The following is a 22,836-nucleotide window of genomic DNA, read 5'->3' as shown; positions in this document are numbered from 1 at the left end:
AAATGATTAAGATACAGACACTTAATAAATGTTTCATAACATTAATTGGTACATTCTTTGTCTTTACATCATTTGCTGATGGAATGCTTCCAGAAGACTTACCTCAAACTGATATGGTTGATGATTCAGTGATTGAATTAGATATTGAGAATCAGCAAATATACACTGACCCATTTAAAAGAGGGGTGACAAGATCTCCAGCATACGCCACCTTTGGTGAAGAATCAGCTAGTGATTCGAGCAGAATTGATGATCTGAGGCATTTACAGGATCTGCGGTATTACCGAGTAGTGGGCATCGTTGCAGACGAAGAATTACAGATGCCGAAGATACTAGAACTGAACCCCGATGATTTTTTTGGTGATGAACACCAAGGCTACTACGTCAAAATTCAATCGAAACAAGATTTGGGTGAAATCCGTACCGTTGCAAAAAATTTAATGGTCAATTATAACGATGACCTGAACCGGTATATCATCATTCGATTCAATGAAAAAAATACGTTGAGCAACTATGATCTGGAGTACGGCCCATTCCGGACGAAAGAAATTACAGTCGCGCATTGTCATTATTTGGCTGCATTAACCAAGAATAAGAACATGAACTGCTCACAAGTCCATCAACACTTTGTCTCGGAGCAAGAAGAAATGGCTACTCAAAATACAGCCACTGTTGGCCTGTCTCAGTTCGCATTACTGGACTTCAAAGAAAAACCATACGACTTTAGCTTAGAAAAATTAAAAAAAATGACTTTAGAGGTCACCGTTGACCAGCTTTTAGGCCCCCATGGATTTGTGATCACAAATATTAATGACAATGGTATCAGCGTGACTGGGTTGAGTGGCAATGCCATGTTCATTCCGGTCTCGACATTCCCAATAAATATTGAGGGCAGTAGTTCAGCTTCACCAGCACCACTCACACCAGCCACACAATAATTTATGCTGGTCAATTATTCCCCAACCACAAGTGAGAAAGCAATCAAGGCCATTATCAATGCAGGCCGCCTTGAAGAAAGTAAAATTAATTCTGACTTTTTCTCTAAACTCGAATGGAATGAAAAACTTAAAATGCTCATCAATGATGGCTCGATTGATGAATCCTGGCTGGTCAATACCTTTGCTAAGAGTGTTAGCTTAACCAGGACCTTTCCGAGTCCCGAAGAATGTCAGAGTGAAGCAGTCCGCAGCATCAATAGCTCTACGATAATTGAAAATATTTTACTTCCTTATAAGATTGAAGATGATGTCCTACACGTCTTAATTTTGGATCCAAAAAACATTTCTTTATCTTCATCCATCAAGACCCAATCTAGTTTAAATGTCGTTTTCGAAATTACGAGCCTCTCCCATTTCGAAAAGATGCTGACCTACCCTGCAGTGAGTGACGTCTTTTTAGCAGCAGAATCCCAAGCCCGAGCACCAAAGAAAAAGGTGGTTGAGAAGAAACAGGATGAGGCGCCTCGGGTTATTCAAAAAACAAAATTAAACATCCCCAAGGGGATGAGGTATCGAGATAATTTCCCACTAGGGAACCCAGACATGGTGATTGATTTTTGTGATCAAATCTTAAACGAATCGGTGATCTCTGGGACGTCAGATATTCATATCGAATGCTTCCGTGATTATGCCCAGGTGCGCATGCGACGGGATGGCTCCATGCAGGTGATTGAAGAATACAGCAAGTACCTATTTAAACATTACGCAGGGGTGATCACTCGTTTTAAAATTCTCGCGGACTGTGATATCTCTGAGAGACGATTGCCGCAAGACGGGGCCATCACCATTAAGGATCCGATGGGTGGAAAGGACGATATCGATTTCCGTTTCAATATCATGCCAACAAAAAATGGTGAACGGATCGTGATGCGTATCTTGGCAGGTAACCCCGCCCTGTCTCTAGATAAGCTGGGTTTTGATCCAGACGACTACAATAAAATCATTGATGCCATTAACGCTCCGCAAGGGATGGTTTTGGTTACAGGTCCCACAGGTTCAGGTAAAACAACCACTCTCTATGGCGCACTGCAAGAAATTAATAAGCCTGATACCTGTATCCTGACAGCAGAAGACCCCGTGGAATATTATTTAGAGGGCGCTGGTCAGGTGCAGGCCAACGAGAAAATTGGTCTCACCTTTAGCTCTATCCTCCGCGCTTTTTTACGACAAGATCCCGAGGTGATTTTGGTGGGTGAGATCCGAGATCAGGAAACCATTGACATTGCCATCAAGGCTGCATTGACGGGACATTTATTGCTCTCAACACTGCACACCAATGATGCCATTGCGACGATTACTCGTATTCAGAACATGGGCGTTCCTAACTTTATGATCGCGAGTGCGTTATCGGTTGTGGTTGCGCAACGCTTAGCGCGAAAAAGCTGTCAAGAGTGTCTAGAGGATGACCCTCGCGCCACTCCCGAAGAATTAGTTAAGATGGGTTTTAAAGAAAGTGAGCTTGAATCGTTTACAGCTCAGCGAGGCAAAGGGTGCAAAGTATGCGGTGGCTCAGGACTGAAGGGTCGACAAGGTATCTACGAAGTTTTAAGAATGACCAAGGAGATGGAGATCGCCATCCTGAACAATAAGTCGGTGGAGGAAATTGAAAAGGCAGCGAAAACAGATGGCTTCAGGACCATGCAGGAAATAGGCCGGGACTTTGTGAAAACAGGTATTTTGTCCATTGAGGAATACGCGAATACGCTTCAGCTTGAAAATTAATGAAAGAATTTAGCTATAAGGCAAAAGATAAAAAAGGGAGATCGATTAACGGATCGATCAAAGCAGGAAATCGTAATGACGCCTTAACAACACTCAAAGCAAGAAAATACACAAAGATAAGAGCCAAAGAGCTTAAACCAAAAAAGGATCCCACGTTAACCGCAATTACCTGGGGGCCCTTTGGTAAAATTCCTAATAAGGATGTCTTGGTGTTTACCAAGAAGCTCGCGACCATGGTGCGCAGTGGCTTAACCATACTAGATTCATTAAACTTAATCAGCTCACAAACCCAAAATGTTGTCTTTAGAAAGTACATTAACGAGATGATTAAGGACATCAATGTGGGGATGCCGTTCTCGGAGGTGGTCCGTAAACACCCCTCTTGCTTTGATAGTATTTTTTGTAACATGATCGAGGCTGGAGAAATTTCTGGTAAATTAGACCAGTTCTTAGATCGTATTGTCGATGGCCAAGAGCGGATGGAGAAAATTCGATCCGGAATTAAGAGTGCCTTATTCTATCCGGTAACCTTGATTGTGGTCACCATACTCATCGTCTGGGCGATGCTGATTTTTGTCGTACCGACTTTCCAGGAGATGTATGCTGGCATGGGAGTTGAATTACCAGCTCCGACACAAATGATTATCGATGCCAGTGACTGGATCATGGACGGCGGTAATTTTATGAGTTTAATTGCCACCATTGTCGGTATCATTTTTACCCATCGCATGTTGATGAAGCATGCGTATCCCTACCGTGCCAGTGTGCACGGCATGATGCTGAAGTTACCCTTGTTTGGAAACATCATCATCAAATCAACTGTGGCACGACTCTCTTTATTGATGGCTAATTTATTTGCCGCTGGGATTGGCGTGGAAGAAATATTAAAGGTGGCCACGAATGTCACGACCAATACAAAATTTATTGAGGCCATGGAAAGAATTAATGATCGAGTGGTCACGGGGTCTGATTTATCAGACTTATTTGCTGAAGAGACGGTATTCCCATTGGAGTTATCCCAGCTCATCAAGGTCGGTGAACGCACCGGTAATATGGATGAGATGTTAGCGTCCATTGCCCGTTATTATCAAGAAGAGTTTGAGGCGGTGGTCTCTGGCTTAACCACGATCATCGAGCCGGTCATGATTGTGTTTGTTGGTGGCATGATTGGCGTCATGGTGGTAGCCTTATACTTACCAATATTTAGTGCGGGCGATGCGTTTGCATAACTTAACAAGGACTGAAGATAATGAGTGACAGTAATCCCTTATATTCTTATATTTACGACACCTTGCAAGCAGAAAGGGTTTCCGATTTTCATTTACATGCAGGCAAGCCTTTGACCTGTAGGGTGCACGGGGAACTAAAAACATATGAAGATAAGATGATCACCGAGGATGACCTGCAAGACTTGATCACCTCAGAGGTGCCTGAGGACTGGTACCAAAAGTTCCGTGAACATAAGGACTTAGACTTTGCCTTTGTGATTAAGGATACCCGATTTCGTGCTTCGGCCTTAGGAACAATAACAGGCACCGGCCTAGTCTTGAGGGTGATTGTGTCCGAGGTGCCTAACATTGACATGCTGGGCCTGCCCCCTGCAGTGCACCAGGCTCTAGAACTCAGAGACGGCCTAGTGCTGGTGACCGGGGCGACAGGCTCGGGTAAGTCGACCTCGCTCGCAGCCATGATCGATAAGATTAATAGAACGAGGGCTGAAAATATTATCACTGTAGAGGATCCGATTGAGTTCACCCACCAAAACCAAAAGTCGTTAATTGTGCAACGAGAGGTGGGAAAGGATACCGACACCTTTGCATCGGCTTTGAAGGGTGCCCTTCGTCAGGATCCAGATGTGATTCTGATGGGTGAGCTAAGGGACTATGAAACCATATCCATGGCGCTGACGGCCGCAGAAACAGGCCACCTGGTTTTTGGTACGCTCCATACCAACGGGGCCCCTGAAACGATCAACCGTCTGGTGGACGCGTTTCCCCCTGAAGAACAGAGTAAAGCTCAGGCACAATTATCCCTCTCTTTGAGGCTGGTCATGACCCAACAACTGATGAAGAAAAAAGGCGGCGGTCGAATTGGAGCCTTTGAGGTGATGGTGAATACACCGGCAGTGGCTAACCTGATCCGAGAGAAGAAAATTTCACAGATTGCCAACATGATGCAGACCGGGGCCAAAGAAGGTATGATGTTAATGGAGAAATACAAAGAAATCTTGTTGGGTAAGGGGCTCATTGAGTCAATTGATTAAGGGATACTGTCATGGCATACGATCTACAAACAAATGGTGAATCTTTTATCTTAAGTCTCTCAGGGACCGTGGACTTATCGGAAACGACTTCGATCAAAGATTTAATTAAGAATGAGCCTAAGGCAGGCTTTAAAAAGTTAGTCATCGAGTGCGGTGAGACCGAGTACATGGACTCATCTGCGGTGGCCTTATTGTTATTTGCAAAAAGGGTTGCGGAAGAGAACCAGATGGTTTTTGAGATCAAATCCATTTCAGCTTCGGCAAAAAAAATTATCGACATGGCAGGTCTGGGCGCGGTCTTCTCGCTTCCGCAAGCAACAGAACAGGTGGATGAGAATCCCCAAGGTGAGAACAGTGTGGAGGAATCTCCCGAGTTAGATTTATCCGCTGCGGATGATGATCTAGAGCTTAACTTGTCAGAAGAGGAACCTCAATTGAACGAGCCTGCAGAAGCAAATATAGAAGAAAATGACGACGACATGGTGATGGATTTTTCAGAGGACACCCCTTCAGGCGATGACTTTGATATTAGTTTTGATGACACGCCTGCTGATGAGGGTGCAAGCACAGTTGACAAGGCTGGTGAATCGGGTAACAATTCCAAAGAAGGGAATGATTCTGGCGATTCAAAGTCAGATGATTTTGAATTTAACCCAGGAACTTTTGAGTAATTTGGAGGAAATAAACATGAAACAAGGTTTTTCATTAATTGAGTTATTGGTTGTGGTTGCAATCATTGGTATTTTGGCGGCTGTAGGTACAGTGGGCTACCAGAACTACATTGACGGAACTCGTGCCAGAGTCGCTGAAACAAACATGGAAACAGTTGCAAAAGCTATTGCTGCTGAGGATTTAGCTATCTCGGCTGGCCTTGACACCACAACATGTGCTGATGGTACTACTGAAAATGCATGTGCAGACTTAATCATCGCAGCATCAAGCATGGAGAATCCATTTAGCAATGCGGCATATGCTGCAGTTGGCACTACAGCGATTGACTGTACAGCAGATGGCGCTGACCTAGGCCAACCTTGGATGGCAGCAGCTGGTACAATTTCATTTTGTACAGGTACTGATGCTGCCGATATCGCAACAGTCGATATTGAATCATCACTTAACCTTGATGATCCATCATAATTTAATTTATTAAATTATCTAGAAGGCCGCATATCAATATGTGGCCTTTTTTATGAATAAGACATTCTTGACCGAACATAAATTATTGCACCACAGCTTGCGCTGGTTGCAAGAAAATAAAGATCACTTTCCTGCGATCACCGATGAGGTCATCATTGCGGTCAATGAGGTGTTACAAAATATTTATCGACATGCCTACCAACTGGCGGATGGGATGCAGATTGATGTGACCATCACAAATACTGAACATGGACTGAGGTTCGATATTACCGACTACGCCAAGCCAATGGACCTGAGTTTTTTAGATCAAGAGCATGAACCCTCTGAGGAGGGTGGCATGGGCCTGAGGTTGATCAAGAAAGTGGCCCAATCATTTACCATTCAATATACCGGGCATGGGCACCTGACCCAGATGGAGTTTAGCGCATGAATGACAATAAAAATTTAATTGCGATACTGACGCAGATGTTGAACCAGTTTTCTGTGAGTTCTAATATCTCGGAGACATTAAAAAATGTATTAGCTGAAATTTCTACGCTCATGCATGCCGAGGCCGCCTCATTTTTTATTTATAAAAAAGAGGTAGATAAATTGGAGTGCCAATCCTGTATCGGCCCTGTGGACATCACCGGACTGTCGATCAAATCAGACCAAGGAATTGTCGGGGAGGTGTTTACCAATCAAACAAGCAAGCTGATTGAGGATGTCAAAAAAGACGCCGCCCATTTAAATAAAGTAGATCAGAAGACCGGCTTTGTGACCCGCTCTCTGATGACGGTCCCGGTCCTGTTCGATGGACATGTGTTTGGCTGTCTGCAGGCCTTAAATAAAAATACAGACCAACAATTTTTTGACACAGCGGATTTAGAATACTTTGAATTGCTCTCATTGAACCTCGGCATTATATTAAAAAATATTGAGCTCACCGAAAAAGCTGTCTTAGATAAACTGATCGAAAAAGATATTGCCGATGCCAAGGTGGCCCAATCGGTCTTATTCCCAAAGGTGGATGCCTATGATTTTATCTCCGGCGGGGTAAAACCTTATCGAGAACTCTCCGGAGACTTTATTGACTACTTTGAGGTGAATGGCAATATCGCTTTTATACAAGGAGATGTCTCAGGCAAGGGGGTACCGGCCACGATTCTCATGTCGCGATGCATGTCCCTCTTTAGACTCTTTGCCAAAGAGGAGTTGTCAGCCAGCCAGATGGCTAAGAAGATGAACTTTGAGATTTATGGCCAGGGCACGGATGACCGTTTTGCAACGTGCGTCATGGGTTGGTTGGATGGCAATGATCTGGAGTTTGTCAATTGTGGCCATAATCCGGTCTTGCATTATGCAGATGGAAAGTATCGTGAATATGGGACCAGCGCTCCACCGGTAGGCATTCTGAATGACGAGGCATTCAATCCATCCAATCAAGATATCACCATTCATGAGGGGTCAGCTATTTATGTCTCGACAGATGGCATTACCGAGGCAAAAATAAATGGCAAGGAGATTGAGTCTAAGGGATTGGCCCAGATGGCAAAAAATCAATCAGGGATGACCGCACCGCAGCGATATGAACAAATCAACCGGTTCTTGCAAAAGGATGTCATCCGGCTGCATGACGATGCCACATTGTTGGTGATACTACCTAGAAATTAATCACTAGACCTCTTTCGAGGATTTTGATGTCCTGTTTGATCTTATGATCTTTAATTTCTTTTAGGATATTTTCTTCACATCCTGGTTTTTGGTGGGTGATGTAAATCGTTTGTTTTTTTTCAATGGCCGTCACTGCCTTCGCTAAACTCTGGGGGGTAAAATGTCTGGACAGGTCAGCAATATTTTGTCGCTTATCTTGGAATGAGACATCAATAATGACTGCGGCCAAATTCTTGGTCTCATTAATCATACGAATTAAATTATCTGATGGGCCCGTGTCGCCTGAAAAAATAATGGCCTGGTCCCGGGATTCGATCTTATAGCCAAAGCAACGTACCGTGTGATTAACATAAAAGGGGGTTATCCTAAATTCATCAACAACTTTAGGTATCTCAGTACTGATATTAGAAAACTTCAGGTAAGGCTTTGATTCGGTTGGTATTACAGAAAAATCAGGCCAGATCACACCATTAAGAATATTTTTTTTAACGTTAATAATGGTGTCATTGCTCCCATAGACCTCAATCGGCTGTTCACGATAGTTGCCGACCAAATCAGCCAGTAAAGGGATACCCAAAATATGATCAAGATGACTGTGCGTTAAAAAAATCTTATTTATTTTTTTTAGTTCTTCAAAGCCTTGGTCCAACAATCCAGATCCTGCGTCAATTAAAATATCATCATTGATTTGAAAACAGGTGGTGTAACCCCCCTTACCAACACTTCCAGAGCAACCTAAAATTTTAAATTGATTTTTCATGACTACTAATAAGCTTACTATAGAATTTAAAGGATTAAATAACTAACCATTAAAACAAGAAATATTTCGACAAAAAAAACCCAATGCAAAGATTGGGTTTTTAAGTATTAATTTATATTATGTTTCATCAGAAGCTGCAACACATACAATCTGTTGATCGGCCGGTGCATCTTCAATAGCCGGATTGTCTGCTTCAAAACAAACTGGACAAGATATTTCATTATCTGCAGCATTTGGATCGCATGTCGGGTAATCCGCATATGCAACTGGAGTTGCTAGTAGTAGTGCCAATAAAAATTTCTTCATAACATTCTCCTTTAATGAATTTTAGTTTATTTAGTCTGCTGGGCATGAGGGAAGATCTTTACATACAAAGTACTTGGTGGTTGCAGCATTGCCTCCACATGTGTATCTATTCATTGCTGTACATATGTATGATCCAGGACTTTGAATATACCTTAATGCGCCATTTTCTTTGGCAGCTTTGTAGTCTGTACCATAACGGCTAGCATTCCAAAATGGTTTAGCAGGCTTGGTAGTTTGCCCCTCTTTCTGGCCATAAACTCTAGTAGCGGTACCCAAAACACCTGAACTTTCAGCTTCGCTGATAGTAGCTAAATTACCACCAATATCTTGGCAGTATTCCCAGGCCTGCCAAACGTTCCACCGTCTGTTCGATGCTCCACTTTTACCAGTCTGTCCACCATGGTAAAGCTTATATCCATTTGAGGCTCCAGAAATGGCTGCTGATACATTCACCGGTTGTGATACGGTCTTGATCAGATGATTTGTCCAACTTGCTAATCTCATTTCAACGTTCAGAGTTATATTTTGAGTAGTTGCACTATCTGGGATAGAAACAGTCTGACCATTGTTAACCCATCCGGTCGGTAAATTAGTAATTGGACATGTCCATGCACTATAACCACACATGGGTGGCATAGGTACGTTTACAGATTGACCGCATCCAGATGCTGCAGATTCTGCCGCAGGAGTAGTAGAAACACCAGAGGCATCTGCTGTATATGTTTCGAAGACAACACATTCAACATAATCTTCCATCTGTGATGTAGTTGCAGATGAGCCGCCGGCGAGTGAACAAGCTGTTGATGATCTTTGATTATTAAACGCAGTAAGACAACTTTGATCTCCTGTTGTGCCACATGTATTTGAATTTAGCGCTGTTGTCATTGCCGATGATACACCAGCATCTTCTAAAGTTGCTATTGATACTGGGTCATCACCCTCAAGAGCATCAGCTGCTCCTACGGCAATATTAATGTTGTATGTGTATGAAATAATATTTACACCATCACTTATATCGTATGGAACGCCTACTGAGCCAGAGGCAGTCGGAGTTCCTGATAAAACCCCACCATTGATCGACGCCCACGATGGTGCACTTGCGCCTAATGAGTAGGTCATTGCTTGACCTTCTGGATCTGTGGCTGAACCAGCTAAATTACATGACCATGCAACACCAGTTTTCGCTGCCGGACATCCGCTAGGATCACTTGCAGTTGGACTTTGGTTTGGACCTGCTGTGAGATTAATGGTTTTTGTAACAGGATCACTGACCCCGTCATCAAATTGAACGTCAACAGAAAAGTCAGTCGGTGATGAGCCAGCTAATACACAACCTGATGATAGTGTTAATCCGCCAGGAATAGAGACTGGCGAACAGGTTACTGAACCGCCCCCGCCGGATGCAGGAAGCGTACATGAAAAGGGTATGCCAGCTACGACATTACAAGCTGAATCTGTGTCAGAATCACTTGGGGTGATAAGTCCAGTTTGCCAATCTCCACTTCCGATTGTATTGGTTCTGTCTTCCTCAATATCTGCTGCCAAATGAAAGCCTGCGAAGAGTGCTGACCCTAGAGCAATATATTTAAGTTGTTTTATGTGTTTCATTATTTGATACCTCATTTTTCATAAAAGTTAACATGATGAAACTGATGCAGGGGTAGGACAAGCTACAGTAGCTGGTGAACCTAACGAAGTTAAACATCCATTTTGATCTGTGCATGAACACATTCTAATTTCAACACTTTCTGGAGGTGCGCATGGCGTACTGCACATAATAATCTGTTGGCCTGCATCTAACTCAATCTGATTAGATCCATTTTTTGGTGCTGTATGTCCGTTTACAAAAATTTGTCCAGTGTAATTAGTGTCATAAGGGTTATCTGAACCACTGGAATTAAAATCTGAAATTTGATCATCTATCAAATCAAAACAACTTGAGTAATTTGATATAACTCCAGTTTGTGCACCAATGATGTCATTTTCTAATTTTCGTGCTTTCTGATTTCTTTCTTGGTCTGCTGAGGAGATGCGTGTGCCGTCAATGTAGTTTTGATAACCGATCGTGCCAATGGCTGCCAGGATACCAATTATTGCAACAACCACTAATAATTCGATTAATGAAAAACCTTGTTTTATCACTGTTTAAGCCTCCTCCAAACTTAAATATGTGCTTGATTTTAACTGTTAAATAATACCATGATGGATTAATATATCAATTTATGGATTCGACACCAAACATATTAATCATTTCAGCTTCAGACCCTACCAGCGGTGCTGGGATGCAGGCAGATATTCAAACCGTTTCAAGTTTAGGCTGTCACCCGTTAACTGTAATTACTGGATTAACAGTTCAAGATACTAAGGGCGTTTATCATGTGAGCCCAGTGGAATCAGAGTTGTTTGCAGCACAAGTTCAAACCATTTTAGATGACTCTAAAGTTGATTTGATTAAATGCGGCATGTTATCGAGCGAAGAAAATATTCGTGTGCTCGCTAAATTACTCACTGAATACCCAAATATTCCTGTAGTGCTCGATCCAATTATGGCCTCTGGCCGGGGAGATGAATTAACATCTGAATCGATGCGTCAATTGATGATTGAGCTCATTTTGCCTCGAGTGACAATACTCACACCTAATATCATGGAGGCGAGACAGCTGGTGAAGCTAGATGATCAAATAAAAGAGATTTCAATCGATGAGGCGGCTAAACGATTATTGGCAGGTGGCTGTGAAAATGTATTGATTACAGGTACCCATGATGCTACAGATGAAGTGATGAATAAACTTTATTTATCTGATGGCGAGACTGAGTCTTATGCCTGGAAGCGATTACCCCATGAGTACCACGGATCAGGTTGTACGCTGGCATCAGCCATTGCTGCCTATGTGGCGCAAGGCTTATCTCTCATACAAGCCGTTGAAGAAGGCCAAGATTTTACCTGGCACACCTTAGATGCAGCCATACAAACTGGCCAAGGCCAGAGAATCCCCAATCGTTTTTTTTGGATGAATGACTTCGATGACAGTGACGACGACCCCACCCATCATTAAAGGCTTGTATGCCATCACCCCCGATTGTGACGACACACCTCTTTTAGTTGATAAAGTAACAGAGGCGGTTGAGTCAGGGGTATCTGTACTGCAGTACCGCAATAAAGTGGCAACTGCGCAATTAAAACTGCAACAGGCCTCATTAATTAAAGACATTTGTGATCAGCGTAAGGTCACTTTCATCATCAATGATGATATTACATTATGTGACACTTTGGATGCAGATGGCGTTCATTTAGGAAAAGATGACAGCACAATAGACGATGTTCGTCACATATTAGGGCCAGATAAAATCATCGGCATCTCCTGTTATAACGATGGGAAGAGGGTAGAGACGATCTTATCCCAAGCATGTGACTACATTGCTCTTGGTGCGTGTTTTCCCTCATCCACAAAACCCAACGCACCGCACGCATCCACAGAATTTATTCAACAAATTATGACTCAGGCAAGCAAACCAGTGGTTGCAATTGGAGGGATAAATTTAGATAATTGCAGGTCAGTATTAGATTGTGGTGTGAGCGCAATCGCCGTGGTCAATGAGATATTTTCATCTCAAGACATTACCCAGACGGTTAAAACATTTAACGAGATTTTAAAAACTTATGAGCAGAAATAAAGAATTATTTGAACATTCCCAACACTTTATCCCGGGTGGGGTCAATTCCCCTGTGCGAGCATTTGGATCGGTCGGCGGCACCCCCATTTTTTTCAAGTCGGCTCAAGGCTCAAAGTTATGGGACGAGGATGGTAAGGAGTATATTGACTTCATCAACTCATGGGGACCGATGATTCTAGGCCATGCTCACCCTGAGGTCATTCAGGCTGTTCAAGACGTTGCCAAAGATAGCCTTTCCTTCGGGGCACCGACGGCAAGAGAGTTAGAAATGGCCCAAGAGATCGTAAAAATTGTGCCCTCGATCGAACAGGTCCGCCTCGTGAGCTCAGGCACCGAGGCCACCATGAGTGCGATTCGAGTAGCTCGTGGCTTTACCGGGCGAGACAAGATTGTAAAGTTTGAGGGTTGCTACCACGGCCATGCTGATGCCCTGCTTGTGAAAGCCGGTTCAGGGGCACTAACCTTTGGCCAACCGAGTTCTGCTGGGGTACCAGCCGATGTCGCTAAAGATACCCTAACTTTAAGCTACAACAATGTGGAAGAACTGCAACAGCTGTTTGATCAGCAAGGCGATGACATTGCTTGCGTCATTCTCGAGCCAGTGGTGGGAAATATGAATTTGATTGTGCCGTCAGAAGAGTTTTTAAACACGCTACGAAGTGTCACAGAAAAACATGGCGCGGTGTTGATTTTTGATGAGGTAATGACGGGTTTTAGAGTCTCACTGGGTGGGGCGCAAGAACTCTTTGGCATCACCCCGGATATGACCACCTTAGGTAAGGTAATCGGAGGAGGATTGCCGGTAGGAGCTTTTGGTGGACGCAAAGAGATCATGCAAACATTAGCCCCCTTGGGGCCAGTCTATCAAGCCGGAACGTTATCAGGTAACCCAGTGGCCGTGGCTGCAGGATTAAAAACACTCGAACTCATTCAGACCAAAGGTTTCTTTGAATCTTTATCTCAACAGACCAAAAAATTGACAGATGGACTAACTGATGCAGCCAAAGAATTGGGTATCAAATTTTGTGCACGCAGTGTGGGCGGAATGTTTGGCCTCTATTTTAGCGAACAACCGCCTAACTCTTTTCAAGATGTGATGACGTCTGATCGTGAAAAATTTAATGCATTTTTTCATGAAATGTTGAGCCAAGGAATCTATTTTGGACCGTCTGCATTTGAGGCTGGTTTTGTCTCGGCACAACATTCAGATGAGGACATTAATTTCACCATCGAATGTGCCAAAAAAGCATTTCAAAAAATCTAAACTAAACCCGAATAAATCCCTCATAAACATTGAATTTACTGGATAAAACCAGTATTATTGTTGGTTCGGCTCATTTAAAACGATAGATAAAAAGTTATGGCAAAAAAATCAAATATTAAGAAACAAGGTCTTTATAATCCATCTAACGAACATGATGCCTGTGGCGTTGGATTTGTTGCAAATATTCATGGTAAAAAAAGTCATGAAATTGTTGCACAAGGCCTGACCATCTTAGACAACCTCACCCACCGAGGAGCAACTGGGTACGATCCAAAACTTGGTGACGGTGCAGGGTTGTTAAGTCAAATCCCACATGAATTTTTCTTAGCCGAAGCCAATGAAGCCGGATTTAAATTGCCAGACTTCGGATATTACGGCATCGGAATGCTATTCCTCCCCCAAGACGACACACTTCGAAATGAAGTGGAGACCCTGATTGAAAAAATAGTCGAAGAAGAGGGACAGACGACTCTGGGCTGGAGAGATGTGCCGGTGGACAATTCTGACATCGCCGATGCTGCCAAAGAGGTTGAACCAGTCATTAAACAAATTTTTATTCAAAGAAGCAGTGAGTGTGACAAACACACAGCCTTTGAAAGAAAATTATTTGTCATCCGAAAAAGAATTGAAATAGCCGTTAATAAACTGAATCCGGAAGATAGCGCTAAGTTTTACATTCCATCGATGTCATCCAGAACAATCGTGTACAAGGGGATGTTGTTAGCGGCGGAAGTCGGTGTTTACTTTAAAGACCTAAAAGATGAAAAATTCACCTCTGCCATTGCACTAGTGCACCAGCGTTTTTCAACAAATACTTTCCCCTCTTGGGATCTTGCTCATCCTTTCAGAATGATTGCGCACAATGGAGAAATCAATACGGTCCAAGGGAATGTGAATTGGATGCATGCGCGACATGAGACCATGAAATCGATGTTGCTCGGTGAGGATTTGGAAAAACTATGGCCGTTAATCGAAGATGGTCAATCTGACTCGGCCTGTTTTGATAATTGTTTAGAGCTTCTCGTGGCTGGTGGGTACAGCTTGCCGCATGCCATGATGATGTTAATTCCTGAGGCCTGGGCCGGTAATCCTCTGATGGACAAGGAAAGAAAAGCATTTTATGAATATCACGCAGCATTGATGGAGCCATGGGACGGACCTGCCGCAGTGGCTTTTACCGATGGCCAAATGATCGGCGCCACACTCGATAGAAATGGATTACGACCAGCGAGGTATCTGATGACGGATGACGGCGTGGTGATGATGGCATCCGAGATGGGCGTTCTTACTTTCCCAGAAGAAAAGATTGTTAAAAAATGGCGATTAGAGCCTGGCAAGATGTTGCTAATTGATACCGATGCCGGCAGAGTGATTGACGATCAAGAAGTTAAAAAATTATTAGCATCAGCAAAACCTTACGAAAAGTGGGTCAATGATTCAAGATTTTTCTTAGGAGATTTGGATAAGGTTGAAGAATCGAAAACAATGTCTCAACCAATCTTAGATATCCAGCAAAGTTTCGGCTACTCCCAAGAGGACATCAAATTTATCCTACAGCCAATGTTTGAATCTGGTCAGGAAGCATCAGGATCAATGGGAAATGATGCTGCTCTTCCAGTGTTATCAAATAAAGCCAAGTCTTTATATAATTACTTTAAACAGTTGTTTGCTCAAGTCACGAATCCACCAATTGATCCGATCAGAGAAGAAATCGTGATGTCATTGGTGACTTTTATTGGACCAAAACCAAACCTTTTAGGTATTGAAGAAACCAATCCACCATGGCGCCTTGAAGCTAGCCAGCCTGTATTAAGTCTTCAGGAATTAGAGCAATTAAAGTCAATTCAACAGCTAACTAACGGGCACTTCAAATCAAAAGTGATTGATATTACTTACGAAAAATCAACAGCAGAAAATGCTGAATCAAGAATGCAGCAGGCCTTAGATAATGTCTGTCAGGAAGCAAACAAAGCGATTCGTGATGGATTTAATATCTTAATTTTATCTGATCGAAATGTGTCTAATGATCGAATCGCCATCCCTGCACTGTTAGCTTCCTCTGCAACACATGAATTTTTAGTACACGAGGGAAATAGAACGAACGCAGGCCTCGTTGTGGATACTGGATCTGCAAGAGAGGTTCATCATTTTGCATTACTCGGTGGTTACGGCGCTGAAGCAATATGTCCATGGCTTGTGTTTGAGACCATGAAAGAAATTACGGATGATGCTCTTCAAGCGCAAACTAATTTTATAAAGGCAGTTGGCAAAGGCTTATACAAAATTATGTCGAAGATGGGTATTTCAACATTCCAATCCTATTGTGGTGCGCAAATTTTTGAAGCGATCGGTTTAAACTCAAAATTTATTGAAAAATACTTTACTGGTACGACAACAAATATTGAAGGAATTGGTCTAGCCGAAGTTTCAGTAGAAGCTGAAAAATTACATAGCGATGCATTTGGAAACGATCCTGTGTTAGCCAATGCGCTTGATGCTGGCGGTGAGTATGCCTTCAGAATTCGTGGTGAGCAACACATGTGGAATCCAGAATCCATTGCAAAATTGCAGCACGCCACACGAAAAAAAGATTTCCAAACGTATAAAGAATATGCCGAATTGATTAACAATCAATCCGAGAGATTTATGACATTAAGAGGTTTATTCCAATTTAAGTCCTCCAATAAATCAATTTCAATTGATGACGTTGAGCCAGCCACCGAAATTGTTAAACGGTTTGCAACCGGCGCCATGTCATTAGGCTCGATTTCAACTGAAGCACATACGACGCTGGCTATCGCAATGAATCGTATTGGTGGTAAATCTAACACGGGCGAAGGCGGCGAGGACAAGAAAAGGTTTATACCGCTGACTAAGGATTCCAGCTTGGAAGAAATGTTTGGAAAAGATTTAATTGAGGCAAACATTCAGCTTAAAAAAGGAGACTCTTTACGGTCTAAAATTAAACAAGTTGCTTCCGGTCGTTTTGGAGTAACAGCTGAATATCTTGCGGCAGCAGATCAAGTTCAAATTAAAATGGCCCAGGGCGCTAAACCTGGTGAGGGCGGTCAACTTCCTGGTCATAAGGTGAGTCCGTACATTGCACAGCTAAGATTTTCTGTTCCAGGTGTTGGCTTAATTTCGCCTCCACCCCACCATGATATTTACTCTATTGAGGATTTGGCTCAGTTAATTCATGACTTAAAAAATGCCAACCCACAGGCTGATATATCAGTTAAGTTGGTATCTGAAACTGGGGTCGGCACCGTTGCAGCTGGAGTGGCGAAGGCAAAATCAGACCACATTGTGATCGCAGGTCATGATGGGGGTACAGGTGCTTCACCACTTTCATCGATCAAGCATGCAGGCACTCCATGGGAGCTTGGACTTGCAGAAACACAACAAACTCTTGTGCTGAATAAGTTACGAAGCCGTGTCATTTTACAAGTGGACGGTCAAATGAAAACCGGACGAGATGTTGTCATTGGAGCGCTACTGGGTGCTGACGAATTTGGTTTTGCTACTGCACCATTAGTGGTGGAAGGATGCATCATGATGAGAAAATGTCATTTGAATACATGCCCTGTTGGCGTGGCAACTCAAGACCCTGAATTGAGAAAAAGGTTTACAGGCCAACCAGACCATGTGGTCAATTACTTCTTCTTTATTGCTGAAGAGGTGAGAGAAATTATGGCTGAATTGGGTGTTAAACATTTCAATGATCTTATTGGCCGTTCAGATCTTTTAGACATGCAGGCTGGTATCAATCACTGGAAAATACACGGTCTAGATTTTACAAAAATTTTCTATCGTCCAGAATTGTCAGACGAGGTTGGGACATATCATCAAGAAACTCAAGATCACGGCCTAGACAAGGCACTTGATCATGAACTGATTAAGCAAGCAAAAGATGCGATTGAGAATAAAGGTTCTTGTGTCATTGATACCCCAATTACCAATATTAATCGAACTGCTGGCACGCTTCTTTCTCACGAGATTGCGAAGAGATATGGCAATGACGGACTTCCTGAAGACTCAATTCAAGTGAATTTATCTGGAACCGCTGGACAAAGTTTTGGGGCTTTTTTAGCAAAAGGCATTACATTTAATCTAGAGGGTGAAGGTAATGACTATGTTGGCAAGGGTTTGTGTGGTGGAAAAATTATCATCAAACCTCCGAAAACTTTCAATGCAAAAGCATCTGAAAATATCATTGTAGGTAATACAGTGATGTACGGTGCGACATCTGGCAAAACATTCTTCAGCGGCATTGCTGGAGAAAGATTCTGTGTAAGAAATTCTGGAGCCAGCGCTGTAGTTGAAGGGGTCGGTAATCATGGGTGTGAATATATGACGGGCGGAACAGTTACCGTGCTTGGACCGACAGGTCAAAACTTCGCGGCCGGTATGTCAGGCGGTGTAGCTTATATATTTGATGTGAATAAGACGTTTGAAGCCAATTGCAATAAATCGATGGTCACGTTAGAAAAAGTGTTACCAGCGAATGCACAACCGAGTGAAGCTCAACATCTAAATCAACCGGATGAAGTGATCTTAAAAACCTTAGTCAGTGATCATTTGAAATATACCAATAGTAAAGTAGCAAAACATATTCTTGATAATTGGGATGATATGTTGAATCATTTTGTCAAAGTCATGCCAAATGAATATCGAAGAGCTTTAAATGAGCTGCAAGAAAAAACAAACAAGGAAACAGTGTAATGGGTAAAGCAACAGGATTTTTAGAGTTTGATAGGCTATCTGAACAAAATATTCCTCCTCATGAACGAGTAAAGAATTATAAAGAGTTTGTTCTGCACTTAACGGATGAAGAAGCCAAAGTTCAAGGCGCCCGATGTATGGATTGCGGGATCCCTTTTTGTAATAATGGATGCCCTGTAAATAATATTATTCCTGACTGGAATGACCTGGTGTATCGCCAAAATTGGGAAGAAGCAATCAAGGTGCTGCATTCTACTAATAACTTTCCTGAGTTTACTGGAAGAATATGCCCAGCACCATGTGAGGCTGCTTGTACCCTAAATATTAATTCCGATGCGGTTGGGATTAAATCAATTGAACATGCGATTATTGATAAAGCATGGGAACTAGGCCTGGTAAAACCTCAGGTAGCAGACAAGAAAACTGGCAAAAAAATTGCCATTGTTGGTTCTGGCCCAGCTGGTTTAGCAGCAGCACAACAATTAGCCCGTGCAGGCCATGATGTGGACCTAATGGAAAAAAATGATCGTATTGGCGGACTCCTTCGATATGGAATCCCCGACTTTAAAATGGAAAAATCTCATATTGATCGACGAATGGAGCAGATGGCTGCTGAAGGGGTTAATTTTTTAACTAACCATAATGTCGGTGAAAATATTCATCCTGACGATTTAATTAAAGATTACGATGCGGTGATTTTATCAGGTGGCGCTGAATGGCCAAGAGACCTTCCCGTTCCTGGAAGAGAACTTGACGGCGTTCATTTTGCAATGGATTTTTTACCCTCACAAAATAAAGTGGTTGCTGGAGATAAGTTGTCAGAACAGATTCTAGCGACTGATAAACACGTGGTGGTGATTGGTGGCGGCGATACTGGTTCGGATTGTGTTGGGACGTCTAACCGTCATGGTGCAAAATCAGTGACGCAATTTGAATTGATGCCACAGCCACCTGAAAAAGAAAATAAATCGATGGTGTGGCCATACTGGCCCCTGAAACTGAGAACCTCAAGCTCACACGAAGAAGGTTGTGATCGTGATTGGTCTGTTGCTACCAAAGAATTGATTGGCGACAATGGCGTTGTAAAAGAATTGGTTGCTAGCCGAGTCGAATGGAAAGATGGCAAGATGGCTGAAATACCAAACTCAGAGTTCAGAATTAAAGCGGATCTTGTTTTATTGGCAATGGGTTTTGTTAGCCCCCAACAATCGATTCTTGAAAAATTTGGTGTTGACAAAGATGCTCGTGGCAATGTTAAGGCAGATACTGAAGGCAAAAAAGCTTACTTTACGTCACGAGATAAAGTATTTGCAGCTGGGGACATGAGAAGAGGTCAGTCATTAGTGGTGTGGGCAATTCGTGAAGGTAGACAATGTGCTCATGCGGTTGATGAATATCTCATGGGAAGCACCTCGCTACCTAGATAATCATCATGAATCTATTAAATGATTCATTTCTTAAGACATTAAGACTTGAAAAGACATCCTACACTCCTGCATGGATAATGAGGCAAGCTGGCCGCTACCTGCCTGAATATAGAGACACTCGAAAAAATGCTGGGTCTTTTATGGATCTTTGTCGGAACACATCTTTTGCTACTGAAGTCACCATGCAGCCCTTAGACCGTTATCCTCACTTAGATGCCGCTATTTTATTCTCTGATATTTTGACCATCCCTGATGCCATGGGTCTGGGATTAAATTTTCTGCCTGGTGAGGGTCCTATGTTTTCAAATCCATTAATCGATGAATCATCCGTTCACAAACTCGACATTCCATCCATGGAAAAATTGTCTTATGTTTTTGATGCTGTTCGTTCAATTAAAGATGCTTTACAAAATAGAGTCCCCCTAATTGGATTTGCTGGAAGTCCATGGACACTTGCGACATATATGGTTGAAGGTAAAGGTGGTTCAGATTTTTTGAATGTAAAAAAAATGGCATATGAGCGTGATGACCTAATGCATCATATTTTAAAAATTAATGCGGAAACAGTGAGTCAATATCTTGCTGAACAAATCAAGGCAGGGGCAGATGCAGTGATGATTTTTGATTCCTGGGGTGGGGCATTAAGTCATATGGAATATGAAAAATTATCATTGAATTTCATGAAAGTCATTATAGATAACCTTAATATCCTTGGCTTTGGTGATGTGCCAAAAATAATATTCACCAAAGGCGGTGGACAATGGATAAATCAACAATTAAAAGCGGGATCCAATGCAATAGGGCTTGATTGGCAAACCAGTTTAAAAACTGCAAGAGAATTAACAAAAGATAAAGTAGCGCTTCAAGGAAATATGGACCCAGCAATCCTATTAGGATCCGATAAGAAAATTGAAGACACAGTCAAATCAGTTATCGATGATTACGGCCATGGTGAAGGTCATATATTTAATCTTGGACATGGCATTACCCAATTCACTGATCCTGCTAAAGTGACATTAATGCTCGATGTGTTGAAAGAGTACAGTAAAAAATATCATTAATGTTTTTTACCCTCTTCTATCCCAATCCCAGTAATGGATCGATAGAATTGTTCCTGAAATCCTTTTTTATCTTTTATTGCCTGACTTGATCGATCTGATAAAGATATAAAAATAACAAAAAAGAATGTTGTAGTCATAGAGAACAAAGCTGGATACTTATAAGGGAAAATGGCTTCACTAAAATGGAAAACATCTACCCAAACAACAGGACTGAGGATGACCAATGCGATGGTCACTAAAAGACCAATTAACCCACCAAGAAAAGCCCCCCTTGTCGTTAGATTTTTCCAGAACATGGATAAAAATATAATTGGAAAATTAGTACTGGCTGCGATAGCAAAAGCAAGCCCGACCATAAAAGCAATATTTTGTTTTTCAAATATGATGCCTAGAAAAATTGCCAAAATACCTAGGAAAATCGTGGCAATTCTTGAAACAAATAATTCTTTTTTCTCATTTTTGTTTGAAGAATTAATTACATTGGCATAGATATCGTGAGATATGGCTGATGCACCGGCTAAAGTTAATCCTGATACAACCGCCAAGATAGTAGCAAAGGCAACAGCCGAAATAAATCCAAGTAACACATCACCACCAACGGCATGAGCAAGGTGGATTGCTGCCATATTATTATTTCCAATTAGCCCACCCTCAGGATTTAGATAGTCGGTATTGGAGCCAACGAGAATGATGGCTCCAAAGCCAATGATGAAGGTCAGAATATAAAAATATCCTATAAAGCCGGTAGCATAGACTACGGATTTTCTTGCCTGAATCGAGTCTTTTACTGTAAAAAAACGCATTAATATGTGTGGTAATCCTGCGGTACCAAACATCAGTGCTAACCCTAATGATATGGCAGAAATAGGATCCTTGATAAGACCTCCCGGATTAAGTATTTTTGATCCTAATTCATGATTATTCACTGCGGTAGCAAAAAATTTATTAAGGTTAAAATTGAATTGATATAGGACCAGAATAGAAATTAATGTGGCTCCAAAAAGAAGAAGTACAGCCTTAATGATTTGAACCCAGGTTGTTGCAATCATTCCTCCAAAGGTGACATATAAAATCATCAATCCACCAACAATATAAACAGCTAAATCATAAGGAAGGCCAAACAAGATTTGAATTAATTTTCCTGCACCAACCATTTGTGCGATCAGATAGAGGGATACGGTTGCTAGAGAGCCCAAGGCTGATAATGTTCTGATTGGTCTTTGTTGAAGCCGATAAGAAGCAACATCTGCGAAGGTATATTTCCCTAAGTTTCTTAATGGTTCCGCGATTAATAAGAGAACTATTGGCCATCCTACTAAGAATCCAATTGAATAAATGAGTCCATCAAAACCTGTTGCAAAGACAAGGCCTGAGATCCCTAAAAAAGATGCGGCTGACATAAAATCACCTGAAATAGCTAGTCCATTCTGAAAACCAGATATATTTCCACCGGCCGTATAGAAAGAGTCTCGGTTAGAGATTTGTTTCGCTGCCCAATAGGTAATATAAAGCGTTACAAATACAAAAAGTAAAAATAAACTAACTGCAATGATGTTCATGACGTGATTTTTTTGATTTCAGGTTCTAAATACTTATTTGATAAAAATACATACACAAGGGTGACGATAAATATGATGAGAATTAATAAGAAACCAAAAACGATTCCATATGAGATTGTGGAATTAAAAAATTGCTGACCTAAAAATTCAGGAAAATAAGCAATGCAAATAATAAATAAGAAATAGGAGAATATGATTATAAATAAGAGCGGCACAACCATTTTCTTTTTGATACTTATTAGATGACTTATATCTTTCATGTTGTAAATATAACATTAATAACTAAAGT

17 protein-coding genes and 3 pseudogenes are annotated in these 22,836 nt (G+C 41.9%); 14 read left to right on the top strand and 6 right to left on the bottom strand.

The window, feature by feature from the left end; genetic code table 11:
* Window positions 1–2: 2 nt before the first annotated feature.
* The 8 genes and pseudogenes from UZ34_06610 (at window position 3) to UZ34_06575 (ending at window position 7,773) form a co-directional block, all read left to right on the top strand.
* The gene (locus UZ34_06610; GenBank protein ID AKO65006.1) at window positions 3–938 is read left to right on the top strand and encodes a hypothetical protein; all 936 of its coding nucleotides are present in this window, start codon (window positions 3–5) and stop codon (window positions 936–938) included.
* Window positions 939–941: 3 nt separating this feature from the next.
* Window positions 942–2,720: a type II secretion system PilB gene (locus UZ34_06605; GenBank protein ID AKO65005.1), complete on the top strand. Its 1,779-nt coding sequence runs from the start codon at window positions 942–944 to the stop codon at window positions 2,718–2,720.
* Complete coding sequence (locus UZ34_06600) at window positions 2,720–3,949, top strand: type II secretion system PilC (protein AKO65004.1); 1,230 nt, start codon at window positions 2,720–2,722, stop codon at window positions 3,947–3,949. Before UZ34_06605 ends, UZ34_06600 begins: the two co-directional genes overlap by 1 nt.
* A 50-nt stretch (window positions 3,950–3,999) precedes the next feature.
* Complete coding sequence (locus UZ34_06595; GenBank protein AKO65190.1) at window positions 4,000–4,983, top strand: twitching motility protein PilT; 984 nt, start codon at window positions 4,000–4,002, stop codon at window positions 4,981–4,983.
* Window positions 4,984–4,994: 11 nt separating this feature from the next.
* On the top strand, window positions 4,995–5,654 hold the full coding sequence (locus UZ34_06590) for a hypothetical protein (protein ID AKO65003.1): 660 nt from the start codon (window positions 4,995–4,997) through the stop codon (window positions 5,652–5,654).
* A 16-nt stretch (window positions 5,655–5,670) separates the two neighbouring features.
* Window positions 5,671–5,865 (top strand): annotated as a pseudogene (locus UZ34_06585) (hypothetical protein).
* A 307-nt stretch (window positions 5,866–6,172) separates the two neighbouring features.
* A complete protein-coding gene (locus UZ34_06580; GenBank protein AKO65002.1) occupies window positions 6,173–6,550 on the top strand; it encodes a hypothetical protein in 378 nt (125 codons plus the stop codon).
* Complete coding sequence (locus UZ34_06575) at window positions 6,547–7,773, top strand: hypothetical protein (protein ID AKO65001.1); 1,227 nt, start codon at window positions 6,547–6,549, stop codon at window positions 7,771–7,773. The genes UZ34_06580 and UZ34_06575 overlap by 4 nt, the downstream gene beginning before the upstream one ends.
* Window positions 7,774–7,825: 52 nt before the next feature.
* On the opposite strand, the pseudogene UZ34_06570 reads toward UZ34_06575, so the two are convergent.
* The 4 genes and pseudogenes from UZ34_06570 to UZ34_06555 all read right to left on the bottom strand — a co-directional run bounded on the left by UZ34_06570 (window position 7,826) and on the right by UZ34_06555 (window position 10,978).
* Window positions 7,826–8,533, bottom strand: a pseudogene (locus UZ34_06570) (hypothetical protein).
* 117 nt (window positions 8,534–8,650) lie between these two features.
* Window positions 8,651–8,839: a hypothetical protein gene (locus tag UZ34_06565; protein ID AKO65000.1), complete on the bottom strand. Its 189-nt coding sequence runs from the start codon at window positions 8,837–8,839 to the stop codon at window positions 8,651–8,653.
* A 30-nt stretch (window positions 8,840–8,869) separates the two neighbouring features.
* Window positions 8,870–10,447, bottom strand: a complete 1,578-nt coding sequence (locus tag UZ34_06560; protein ID AKO64999.1) for a hypothetical protein — start codon at window positions 10,445–10,447, stop codon at window positions 8,870–8,872.
* A 348-nt stretch (window positions 10,448–10,795) separates the two neighbouring features.
* Window positions 10,796–10,978, bottom strand: a pseudogene (locus UZ34_06555) (hypothetical protein).
* 83 nt (window positions 10,979–11,061) lie between these two features.
* On the opposite strand from UZ34_06555, the gene UZ34_06550 reads away from it, so the two are divergent.
* The 6 genes from UZ34_06550 (at window position 11,062) to UZ34_06525 (ending at window position 20,988) form a co-directional block, all read left to right on the top strand.
* Entirely contained in the window at window positions 11,062–11,895 is an 834-nt protein-coding gene (locus UZ34_06550; GenBank protein ID AKO64998.1) for a phosphomethylpyrimidine kinase, read from the top strand.
* Entirely contained in the window at window positions 11,864–12,514 is a 651-nt protein-coding gene (locus tag UZ34_06545) for a hypothetical protein (GenBank protein ID AKO64997.1), read from the top strand. The genes UZ34_06550 and UZ34_06545 overlap by 32 nt, the downstream gene beginning before the upstream one ends.
* A complete protein-coding gene (locus tag UZ34_06540) occupies window positions 12,501–13,778 on the top strand; it encodes a glutamate-1-semialdehyde aminotransferase (protein AKO64996.1) in 1,278 nt (425 codons plus the stop codon). The genes UZ34_06545 and UZ34_06540 overlap by 14 nt, the downstream gene beginning before the upstream one ends.
* Before the next feature lie 96 nt (window positions 13,779–13,874).
* Window positions 13,875–18,500, top strand: coding sequence for a glutamate synthase (locus UZ34_06535; GenBank protein AKO64995.1), 4,626 nt, complete (start codon window positions 13,875–13,877; stop codon window positions 18,498–18,500).
* Window positions 18,500–19,927, top strand: coding sequence for a glutamate synthase (gltD, locus tag UZ34_06530; GenBank protein ID AKO64994.1), 1,428 nt, complete (start codon window positions 18,500–18,502; stop codon window positions 19,925–19,927). The genes UZ34_06535 and gltD overlap by 1 nt, the downstream gene beginning before the upstream one ends.
* A 5-nt stretch (window positions 19,928–19,932) precedes the next feature.
* Window positions 19,933–20,988, top strand: coding sequence for a uroporphyrinogen decarboxylase (locus UZ34_06525; GenBank protein AKO64993.1), 1,056 nt, complete (start codon window positions 19,933–19,935; stop codon window positions 20,986–20,988).
* On the opposite strand, the gene actP is transcribed toward UZ34_06525, so the two are convergent.
* Window positions 20,985–22,547 carry an acetate permease gene (gene actP, locus UZ34_06520; GenBank protein AKO64992.1) on the bottom strand — a complete coding sequence of 521 codons (1,563 nt, stop codon included), beginning with the start codon at window positions 22,545–22,547 and terminating at the stop codon, window positions 20,985–20,987. The two genes, UZ34_06525 and actP, sit on opposite strands and share 4 nt — an antisense overlap.
* Window positions 22,544–22,768: a hypothetical protein gene (locus UZ34_06515; protein AKO64991.1), complete on the bottom strand. Its 225-nt coding sequence runs from the start codon at window positions 22,766–22,768 to the stop codon at window positions 22,544–22,546. The genes actP and UZ34_06515 overlap by 4 nt, the downstream gene beginning before the upstream one ends.
* Window positions 22,769–22,836 lie beyond the last annotated feature (68 nt).

The organism is Methylophilales bacterium MBRSF5 (genome assembly GCA_001044335.1).
Lineage (GTDB): Bacteria > Pseudomonadota > Gammaproteobacteria > Burkholderiales > Methylophilaceae > BACL14.
Note: the sequence above shows the minus strand (reverse complement) of the source record. Positions and strands in the feature narration are given on the sequence as shown.

Coding starts and splice junctions, on each gene's coding strand:
- actP (AKO64992.1), bottom strand. CDS start 22,547: ATGAACATCATTGCAGTTAGTTTATTTTTACTTTTTGTATTTGTAACG.
- UZ34_06550 (AKO64998.1), top strand. CDS start 11,062: ATGGATTCGACACCAAACATATTAATCATTTCAGCTTCAGACCCTACC.
- UZ34_06525 (AKO64993.1), top strand. CDS start 19,933: ATGAATCTATTAAATGATTCATTTCTTAAGACATTAAGACTTGAAAAG.
- gltD (AKO64994.1), top strand. CDS start 18,500: ATGGGTAAAGCAACAGGATTTTTAGAGTTTGATAGGCTATCTGAACAA.
- UZ34_06580 (AKO65002.1), top strand. CDS start 6,173: ATGAATAAGACATTCTTGACCGAACATAAATTATTGCACCACAGCTTG.
- UZ34_06540 (AKO64996.1), top strand. CDS start 12,501: ATGAGCAGAAATAAAGAATTATTTGAACATTCCCAACACTTTATCCCG.
- UZ34_06575 (AKO65001.1), top strand. CDS start 6,547: ATGAATGACAATAAAAATTTAATTGCGATACTGACGCAGATGTTGAAC.
- UZ34_06590 (AKO65003.1), top strand. CDS start 4,995: ATGGCATACGATCTACAAACAAATGGTGAATCTTTTATCTTAAGTCTC.
- UZ34_06545 (AKO64997.1), top strand. CDS start 11,864: ATGACAGTGACGACGACCCCACCCATCATTAAAGGCTTGTATGCCATC.
- UZ34_06610 (AKO65006.1), top strand. CDS start 3: ATGATTAAGATACAGACACTTAATAAATGTTTCATAACATTAATTGGT.
- UZ34_06560 (AKO64999.1), bottom strand. CDS start 10,447: ATGAAACACATAAAACAACTTAAATATATTGCTCTAGGGTCAGCACTC.
- UZ34_06565 (AKO65000.1), bottom strand. CDS start 8,839: ATGAAGAAATTTTTATTGGCACTACTACTAGCAACTCCAGTTGCATAT.
- UZ34_06600 (AKO65004.1), top strand. CDS start 2,720: ATGAAAGAATTTAGCTATAAGGCAAAAGATAAAAAAGGGAGATCGATT.
- UZ34_06535 (AKO64995.1), top strand. CDS start 13,875: ATGGCAAAAAAATCAAATATTAAGAAACAAGGTCTTTATAATCCATCT.
- UZ34_06515 (AKO64991.1), bottom strand. CDS start 22,768: ATGGTTGTGCCGCTCTTATTTATAATCATATTCTCCTATTTCTTATTT.
- UZ34_06605 (AKO65005.1), top strand. CDS start 942: ATGCTGGTCAATTATTCCCCAACCACAAGTGAGAAAGCAATCAAGGCC.